At 41.8% G+C, this 10,200-nt stretch carries 5 protein-coding genes; all 5 read right to left on the bottom strand.

All coding sequences use genetic code 11. The features are described 5' to 3' along the window. Positions 1-1,640, bottom strand: a 1,640-nt coding sequence (locus ACYVAA_RS20960; RefSeq protein WP_460545588.1) for a sulfatase-like hydrolase/transferase, incomplete at its 3' end; no start/stop codon positions are given. A 120-nt stretch (positions 1,641-1,760) separates the two neighbouring features. Beyond that, positions 1,761-3,353, bottom strand: a complete 1,593-nt coding sequence (locus ACYVAA_RS20955) for an alpha-L-fucosidase (protein ID WP_460545586.1) — start codon at positions 3,351-3,353, stop codon at positions 1,761-1,763. 150 nt (positions 3,354-3,503) lie between these two features. Further along, positions 3,504-7,664 (bottom strand): two-component regulator propeller domain-containing protein, encoded by a 4,161-nt coding sequence (locus ACYVAA_RS20950; RefSeq protein WP_460545584.1) that lies wholly within the window; start codon positions 7,662-7,664, stop codon positions 3,504-3,506. A gap of 188 nt (positions 7,665-7,852) precedes the next feature. Then, a complete protein-coding gene (locus ACYVAA_RS20945; RefSeq protein ID WP_460545582.1) occupies positions 7,853-9,997 on the bottom strand; it encodes a thioredoxin domain-containing protein in 2,145 nt (714 codons plus the stop codon). After that, positions 9,987-10,200, bottom strand: a 214-nt coding sequence (locus tag ACYVAA_RS20940; protein WP_460545580.1) for a hypothetical protein, incomplete at its 5' end; no start/stop codon positions are given. The genes ACYVAA_RS20940 and ACYVAA_RS20945, both read right to left, overlap by 11 nt.

The raw sequence follows: 10,200 nt of genomic DNA, 5'->3' as shown, positions 1-10,200 counted from the left end.
CTTTCATAGGTATATCTCAGTACCTTGGTTTTCCCTATTCCCTTAGCTATGTTAATTTGATCAGACCATGCTGCCCTCATTTCTTTTATTACATTTTTATAGGCAATATCGGCAGCAAGGTTGTTGCTTTCATTGGGGTCATTTTCCAGATCAAATAACTCCTCGTAGACCGGTATTTCACCATTCAGGGATGATTCGACAAAATCCCTATACTGTATCAGGTCAGCATCATGTACCGTGTACAGTATTGCATTGACATTTAATCCAAACTCCTTGGCTGTCTTGATTTTTCTGGTAGCCGAGAAGGTGTTGTTTTTATAATACCTGATGTACTTCCACTTTTTGGATTGTACCGCCTCACAACGCGGATTACCAAACTGTGTAGACCATAAGTTTTCGGTAAATAAATACTCCCTTATCTCCCTTTCATCTCCATTGATGAAACCCGTAAGATCCTTTCCCTGATAAGAACCCGGTATACCTATTCCCGCTCTCTGTAACATGGTAGGGGCGATATCGATAGTTTGCACCAGCTCATCCGATTTTCTACCCTTTTGCTCAGCAGTAAAAGCAGGGTCATACCAGATAAGAGGTACATGAGTGGTCACTTCATAGCAAAGGGCCTTACCTCCCAAACCAAACTCTCCCATAAACAGCCCATGATCTGAGGTAAAGACAATAATGGTATTATCGGCTATCCCTTCTTCCTCAAGTTTCATCCTCAAATTTCCCACAAAGCGATCTATTCCTGTGACAGCCTGCAGCTGGCGGATATATATTTCTTTTTGGGAAGCCGGATCATCCACATAATTATATCCTGTCTGCCTGTCTTCAGTCCTCAACAGGGTCTTAGGAAGTTTTGGAAAATGGATATCTTCTTTGGCAACATAATTTTCGGGCAACGACATTTCTTCGTCCCGATAATGGGATTTGTATAAGGGGTCATCTGAATCCCTCATTTCCATGGTTCTGGTTCCTGCACTGTGCGGTAGGTTAAAACAAACCGAAAGCATAAAGGGCTTATCTGCTGGTCTTCCCCTGAGAAAGCGCATGGCACCATCGATCTTATCGGAATTGCTCAGAAATTGGCTGACACCCTGGTCGATTATTTCAATTTGTGTATCCTCTTTGGCATTAGTGAAAATATTATGCCTCTCTTTTGGGTAAAATCCCAAATGGCCATGGCCAGCATACCAAAAATCAAAAGACTTGTCCATGAGGCCGCTTCCATAACCTCCCTCACCTACTGGAACATGATTTTTCCCTATCCATCCGGTATAATATCCTTGACCTTTGAAAACCATGGGATAGGAATCTTTCCAGCCTTCGGGAGATAAACTTGTACCCGAATTAAAATTGATTCCATGTTTTCTCTCATATTGGCTCAAAAGAATGCTTGCCCTGCTAGGGGTGCATATGGCACTGGTAACATGGGCATTGGTAAATAGAATCCCTTCATTGGCCAGTCGATCCAAGTTGGGTGTTTCAATAACCTCATTGCCCGTACAGCCCATATAGCCGTAAGGCTGATCATCGGTAAGAACAAATATAAAATTTGGACGTGTGCTGTTTTGTCCCCATACCTTTGCATGTATCAACAGGGCACACAACAGGACCAAATACTTTTTAAAATTATCCAATGCGAATAGGTTTTGGGTTCTGGGAAATAGTGGCTTGATAAAACCAAAAGGTGAGAAGCTGAATGATGGGTGAAGGTTTAGACCAAGTCTCATTCAGCCTCCCCCATGTTCATTGACACATTAATCTATGTGGGCTTCTACCGCTCCACCGATATCATTTTCTGAATAGCCTTCCAAAGTAATCCTGAAGCAATGGGCAAAGTCTGTAGGATAGCCTTTTGGAGCTTTGATAACAAGGCCCTCTGTTGTCCTTTCCCACTCAATCTCTTCATCACTCCCTAACAGACTAATTTCTAAAATGGAAGAATTCAAGGCTCCTATCTGAGTACTCAGTGTTTGCATTGTGATATCTCCCTGAGGCTGGTCCATTACAATTGCATACAGCAGCTTGTCGGATTTTTTCACATACCGTATATCCAAAGCGGTGTATTCGATGGCTATTTTTTCAATCTTATGACCTCCCTCTGGCAATCTTGTCGGTCCCTCTCCAAACACTGTCCACGGACGTGTATCATAGATAGCTTCACCGTTCACTTCCAGCCAATTGCCCATTTGGGTCAACAAATCAACCATTTCATTAGGAATGGTACCATCAGGATCCGGTGGCACATTGAGTAACATAATGCCGTTTTTGGCGACGATATCTACCAGAATGTCTACCAATTCATTGGGCGATTTGAACTGGGCTCCCGGTCTATAAAACCAGGCTCCCGGAGAGGTATCGGTCAACCAAGCAGGACTTTTGGGTTGATTAGGTCTTCCCCTTTCATAATCTTTTACAGCAGTGGAAGTGGTGAAGGTACTTTCTTTATAGGCTACCACTACTTCCTTACCCCATTTTTGGGCTTGATTGTAATAGTAGGATAAAAATTTCAGTCTGGCCTCCTCACTTAAATTCTCTAACCACCAGTCAAACCACAACAGGTCTGGTTGATAAGTATCGATATATTCTTTTAATGTAGCCCACCAAGCTTTATAAAAATCACTGTCAGGATGATCATCATCGATGGCATGTGGATTGGTATATAGATCGTAATCTTTGGGGTCTATATTCCCATGCACATGACTAGGTGCAAAATATTTCCAGGTGAAGGCGTGGTGAAAGGAAGCCATAAACTTCATTCCTCTTTTTTCAATCTCTTGCTTAAGGAGGGCAGAAGGGTCAATACCACCATAATTTTTCGAATTCCACCGTGTTGCCTTGCTATCCCACATGGCAAAATTATCATGGTGCATAGCGACAGGGCCGGCAAACTTGGCTCCCGATTTCGCAAAAAGATCAGCCCAAGCAACAGGATCAAAACCACTCGGTTTAAATTGTTCGATAATATGTTTGTAGCCAAACTCTGAAGGGTTTCCATATTTCTCCCTATGGTGCAGGTAATTATTAGAGGGCTTGCCAGAACCATTCAGTGAAACCAGCTTACCATCTTCATACATCATCATCCCGTGCCAACCTCTATAAAACTTTTTTGGATCTGTACCTTCAAAGGCGGAAGAAACGGGTCCCCAATGGGTATAAATGCCGAATTTTGCATCCTGGAACCATTCTGGAATTTCATAGTGTTCAAGTGATTTCCAATCGGCGCTAAACTTAGCCTGTTGTGCATTTACAAGGCCTGCTCCCAGTACTGCAAGAAGTAATACACTGGTCTTTTTTGGCCAGCAGCTTATTGACTTTGCTAAGCTGGTTAAATTGAATGCTATTTTCATATTTGGTTATTCGTAAACAGTTGATAATCGAATAATCCAAATTTAGCATAAGCACTTCTTGGCTCCTGACACATATGTCCAAATCATTAATACATATGCTCAAAAGCAGCTTTTGACACCTTTTGATGGTGAAAGAGCTGAAAATTAATGCTATTGCATCTTGTGATTTCCATTCAGCGGTTCCTTGTTGAGATAATCGGTTGGTGACATTCCAAACTGTTTTTTAAAGCACTTGGAAAAATAAGAGGCCGTATTGAAGCCTGTTTGGTACATGATCTCCTTCACCGAAATATCGCTTTGCTCCATCAACTGTACAGCCCTCTTCAGCCGTACCGTTCGGATAAATTCACTGGCGGACTGATCAGTAAGTGATTTCATTTTCAGATGTAGTTTTGACCGGCTCATACCCATTTCTCGAACGAATTCCTCTACCGTAAAATCAGGATTGTCCATATTATCTTCCACGACTTCCATGGCCTGACTTAAAAATGAATTATCAGTAGAATTTACCGTGATTTCCGACGGTTGTAGCAAAACCTCATTAGTAAACCTTTTCCTGAGTGCCTCCCTTCCTTTTAGTAAATTGTTGACAGATAATAGCAGTTTTTCAATTTCAAAAGGTTTGGTTAAATAAAAATCAGCACCGTGCTGTAGCCCTTCCAGTTCACTTTCATGTGTGTTTTTAGCTGTAAGCATAAGCACCGGAATGTGACTGGTCTTGATATTGCTTTTCAGCTTTTCACAAAATTCCACCCCGTCCATTACGGGCATCATAACATCGGTAATAATCAGGTCAGGATTTTCTTTTTCAGTAATCGCTAATCCTTGTTCCCCATTGATGGCCTCTACTACATTGAAATGTTTATAAAAGGCTGATTTTATAAACTCCCTGATTTCTGCATTATCGTCCACGATCAATACTTTCAACGGCATTTTTCTTCCCTTTTCATGATCTGAATGTGAACTTTCTTCCATAAAGTCCTTTTCCAGATCCACATCTACCCATCTTTCCGGCAGAAGATCAAATCCCGTCTCACTATCCATGAGGATGTGTTCGGCATCAGAATAAGCTTTCTTGCTTAAGGGAAGCTTAACAACAAAGGTCGTCCCCCGTCCTTCTTTACTCGTAAAGGAAATCTCTCCCTGATGCATTTCCACCAGGCTTTTAGTATACGAAAGACCAATGCCAGTACCGATAAAAGCAGCTGATTTTTCATTGGCCTGAAAAAAACGTTCAAAAACCTTTCCTACCCTATCATCAGGGATCCCCACACCGGTATCTTTTACTTCTATCCTAACCCAATCCCCTTGAACTTCCTTTTCTTCTTTTACGCTCATGAAGATGCTCCCTCCTTTCGGGGTAAACTTAAAGGCATTGGAAAGTAGATTATAAAGGATTTTCTCTACTTTATCTTTGTCCAATAGTCCATGAATTGCTCTTTCAGAGGTTATTTTAAAATCGATTTCCTTGCTTGTTGCTATTAACTGAAAAGGTTCCGCTAGTTCATGAACAAATGAAGGTATATTTTCTTCGGTCAAATAAAGCTTCATCTTCCCCTGATCTATTTTTCTGAAATCCATCAACTGGTTGATCAGTTTGAGCAAAAGCCGGGCATTTTTCTGCATCAAGACATACATTCGCTTTCGGTCTGGCAGACCATATTCATTCCCGGACTTTAGTAATTGCTCTAAAGGTCCAAGAATTAAGGTTAGTGGGGTGCGGAATTCATGACTGATATTGGTGAAAAAGCGCAATTTCATCTGGTGGATTTCCTCTGTTTTTTCACGGGTCAAATGCTCCATTTCCAGTTGGTGTTTCTGGGTAATTCCGATTAAGGTATACTTTCGTACCACATACAGCAACAGGCCTATCATAAGGACATAAATTATGTAAGCCCACCAGGTTAACCAAAAAGGAGGCGCAATGACTATTCTTATCGTGGCAAGGTCTTGATCATTCCACAATCCATCGTTATTTGCGGCCTGAACCTTAAAAACATAATTCCCATGACCGATATTGGTATAAGAAGCAAACCTCCTCCCTGATCCTGTTTCTGTCCATTTTTGGTCAAATCCTTCGAGCTTGTATCGGTACCTGTTTTTACTGGGAGCAGCAAAATGCAGTGCTGCAAATTCAAAAGAAAAGTTGTTTTCCCAATGCTTCAAATCAATCTGATCACTTTCATAGATGGCCTTTTCCAAAATCACCCTTTTGTTGAATTCAGCACCTATGGCCACAGACTTATTGAATATCTGAAAATCGGTGATGGCCACTTTTGGCCTATAGGGATTGTCCTTGATCTGACTTGGATAAAACGCATTAAAACCGTTTACTCCCCCAAACAACATCTCTCCATCATGTCTTTTTAAACTCGCCAGTTCACTGAATTCGTTACTCTGAAGCCCATCAGTCACATCATAGCTTTTGAACTGTTCACTATGAGGGTCGAATTTGTTAAGTCCTTTGTTGGTGGATATCCAAAGGTAGCCATCATTATCCTCTAGAATGCCTTTGATCACATTATTCGAAAGCCCTTGCTTTTCCTTAAAGGATTTGAACTTTAGCGATCCATCGCGCTGATAAACCAGCTTGTTGAGCCCTCCTCCAAAAGTTCCGATCCATAGGTCACCATCAGTGCTCTCATGCATGGCCAAAATATAGTCGTAACTTATCGTGGTAGAATCCTTTGGATCATTCCGGTAAACATCAATGCTAGGTTTTTCGGCATAAAGTTCTGATGCACTGATCTTGTTTAGGCCTTTCCCTGTACCAATCCATAAATTACCTTGCTGATCTTGCATGAGGCTTCGGACCATATTGATCGAAAGGCCATTTTCAGTGGTAAACTGTGATACTTGGTAAGTGCCATCACTTTGCCTTATCATACGGAATAAGCCCTGATGATAACTCCCGGCCCATAAATTCCCCTTTTGATCACTGAGAAGAGCGAAAACCCCGCTTCCCACTCCATACTTGCTCCCAAAGCCCAATTCAATTTGCTGCTCGCCATTTGATTTAAAAACTACTCTGGATAGATTCAGTTCTTGGGAGCCTAACCAGATGATGCGATCATTTTCAGAAATCGTTTCAGCGATGGAAAAAACACTTTTGAGCTGATCCCTATAGTGGGTAAAAGATTCATATTTTTCTCCCTGGTTATTGTCCCAGTCCACATTTAGTCCTCCTCCCTCTGTTCCCACCCAAAGTGTATTCTCCGAATCTTCAAAAATAGCCCTTACTTTGTCATAGCTTATACTACCCGGATGGATATTCTTACGGTAAACCCTGAATCCTTTTTTTTCCAGGTTGATTTTGTTGACTCCTCCTCCATTGGTTCCCGCCCAAACGATTCCCGAATTTCCCCTATATAAACAACGGACATTGTTTTTATTGATACTTTCAGGGTCTTCCACGTGGACGGTAAAATGATTCGCTTCCTCCAAATAAGGATATTCCTTTTTTTCAATATAAAGGAATACTCCTTCGCTGGAACTCGCCCATACAGCTCCTCTTCCATCTGGGACAATAGACAGGAAAGTGCCTTGAAAAAGAGATCTAAACTGTTCCCCTTCACGGCAATACAAAGTATTGTTGGCATTGACCAACAGCCTGCCCTTGGAGGTTTCTCCAAAAGCTCTGATGATTGCCCTTTCCATTCCAGCGATAGGGATAATATTTATATTGTTCCGGGTACCAGCGACCATAAATAGCCCCTTATTGGTACCTATCCAAACCGTCCCATTCTTGTCTTCGTAAAGACTATTGATGGTTGCAGCACTATCTTTACTGTCCAGAAATTTTGTTATTTTCGCATCCTTCCCCTGCTCACAATGAATATGGTTAAGCCCCGCTTGGGTGCCTACCCAAACAGATGAATCCTTGGCTACCAAAATGGTAGTTACATGATTATTACTTAACGAAGCGGGATTCCCTTCTTGGTGAAGAATCCGCTTAAATTTCTCCGTGGTGAGATCCAAACGGTTTACCCCTCCTCCTGTAGTGCCGACCCACAGGTAGCCCCGTGGATCTTCTGCTAGGGCAAAAATCAAGTTACTGCTCAGCGCTGTGCTGTCTCCAGGGTTTGCTTGGAACACCTTAAAACTATAACCATCGTATTTATTGAGTCCATCATGAGTCCCAAACCACATGAATCCGTTTTTATCCTGAGCAATGGCATTCACATCATTTTGAGACAGGCCTTGCTCTGTAGTAAGGTGACTAAAACTTATGTTTTGGTATTGGCCCCATGCTGGAGAAAATACCAGGAGAAACATCAGCAATTGAATGATTACATTACTTCGCAGCTTCATTGCAACAATCATTTATTCAGGTTATTATGGGTATGTTAGATGAATGGAAAGCAAGCCGTATTATTTTAGAAACTAGTAAAATTAATCGAGGATTAGCTTTACATTCCCCTATTGATATACAAGATATCAATAGGCAATATAAGTAAATCATCAAACTTAATACTTGAGACGGTGTTTTGCACAGCTTTTTACCTGACAAAAGGGGCTCTTGATTCGGCCACCTGTTCCACTGCTTGGGCAACATTCTCCACCGGAAATTTACAAGTTCTGTTTCTACAAACATAAATCATTGTTTTTCCAGCTACCGATTTTTGATCAAGTAATGGCAAATGCTCCTTTTCTCCTCCCAAATACAAATTGAAAGGAAAATAAGATTGTTGAAGTTTATTTGCTTTTGCTGTGGCATGCTCTCCAATTATAGCAACTTCCACAAGCCCATTGGTTTCCCAACCTTGAAGGGTCCACCATGTAGCTTTATAGAGAGGTGAAATATGCTTATTGGATAAGGCAGTCTTCAGCATGGCCAGTGCTTGATCATGGTAAACCTCATTTTGAAAATAGGCTCCTAATCGGTAGAGGTTGGAGGCCATCAAAGCATTAGCAGATGGAAGATCGCCATCCTCTAGAGGAATATCCTCTATAAATAATTCGTCACTATTGCTTTTAGAAAAATGAAAAAAACAGCTCTTCTGGTCTTTAAAATGCCCTAGCACAAATTCTGTACTTTTTCTGGCTTGATCCAGCCATGATACATCAAAACTTACCTGATACAGGGCCAAGCAAGCATCAATCCATTGCACGTAATCCTCCAAAAAAGCCTCAACAGAAGCGCCATGGTCCGGATGATAAATCCTCCATAATTCACCATTCCTTTGTTTTAAATGATCATTTATAAAATGGGCAATACCTAAGGCTTCCTTTAAGTATCTTTTGTCATTAAGTGTGTGAAAAGCCTCCAGAAATCCTTTGATCAGTAGGGCATTCCAAGCGGTAACCATCTTCTCATCCAAAGCCGGTCTGGATCGCTTTTTCCGATTAGTTTCCACCGTTTGAAGGGATGATTCCACCCTCCTTCCTGCTTCCATCTCTGACAGCCCATGCTTATTTGCAACATCCTTCAGTTCTTTATCTCTATAAAGCACATTTTTTCCCTGCGTCCAATTACCTTCCTTCTTTACTGAAAAAACGTCCATAAATATTTCCTTATCCTTCCCCTCCAATAATTCATCCAGCTCTTGGTAAGTCCAGGAATAGTAATTCCCTTCTCCTCCATCGGAGACAGCATTCAAAGAAGCATAATAACCGTTGGAGCTATCCCTAAATTCCCTGATTAAAAAATCAGCGGTGTTACGTACAATATTTTTATAGGTTGGTTCAGGATGAAACCGGTATGCTTTGGCATATAATCCCAGCAATTGCGCATTGTCATAAAGCATTTTTTCAAAATGAGGGATTTTCCACGCTGGATCAGTGCTGTACCTTGCAAAGCCTCCTCCTACATGATCATATATCCCGCCCTTCCTGAGTTGATCCAATGTGGTCTTCAATGCATTTTCGGCCTTCCTGTTTCCTGTCAGATAGGTATATTGCATGATAGCTTCCCACAGGGCTACCCGGGGAAACTTTTGCTCCTCCAAAACACCACCATGGAATAAATCAAAATGTGGAGTAATGGATTCAAAAAAAACGAGGTAATCTTCTAAAGCGCCCTGATCTGTCCCTGCTTCATTGCTGAGCGACATGCCTTGGTCCTTGACTCCCGCTACAATTTTTCTTGCCTGTTCCTGCAACAATTCTGGTTGATCTCGATACATATCTGCTGCCGTATTGAGCAATTTCATCCACTGATCAATAGCCATATAAGTCCCGATAACCAGTGGACGACCGTCTGGAAGAGCAATAACATTCAAAGGCCATCCCGCACTCCCATTAAGGAGCATGGCTGCATTACTGTAAACCTTATCGATATCGGGTCTTTCTTCCCGGTCTATTTTTATGGAGACGAAACGGTCATTCATCAGCTTGGCCGCTGTGCTGTCCATAAATGCTTCTTCTTCCATCACATGACACCAGTGACAGGATGCATAGCCCACACTGATAATGAGTAGTTTATCTTCTTTTTCGGCTTTTTGCAAGGCTTCATCGCTCCACTCCAGCCATTCTACTGGATTATCAGCATGCTCCTGCAAATAGGGACTTACAGCATCTGCTAAGCTGTTATAATTGGTCTGATCACTTGCTCCACCACATCCCCAAAGTGTCAGCAGCCCAGCCACTAAACAACAAAGAATTTTAGTGAGCTCACCCTTTCTTTTTATCAAATCAGTTTCCATCCAACTCAAATAACTTTAATTCCCCACCATTGACAGCAAAAAGGTACGCTATCCTTCCATTATTTAAACGGACTACAGAAGCATTTTTCACCTCCCCTTTGATAAAAAGCCCAGTTTCGTCTGCACTGACCTGCTTTATATCTCCATCAGGTCCACCGCAAAAAACCCTTCCTATCCCTGCATCGTTTCGGGGAGTCTCTACC

It is taken from the genome of Echinicola sediminis, from assembly GCF_054777495.1.
The sequence above is the reverse complement of the archived record's forward strand: the minus strand, read 5'-3'. Positions and strand labels throughout refer to the sequence as shown.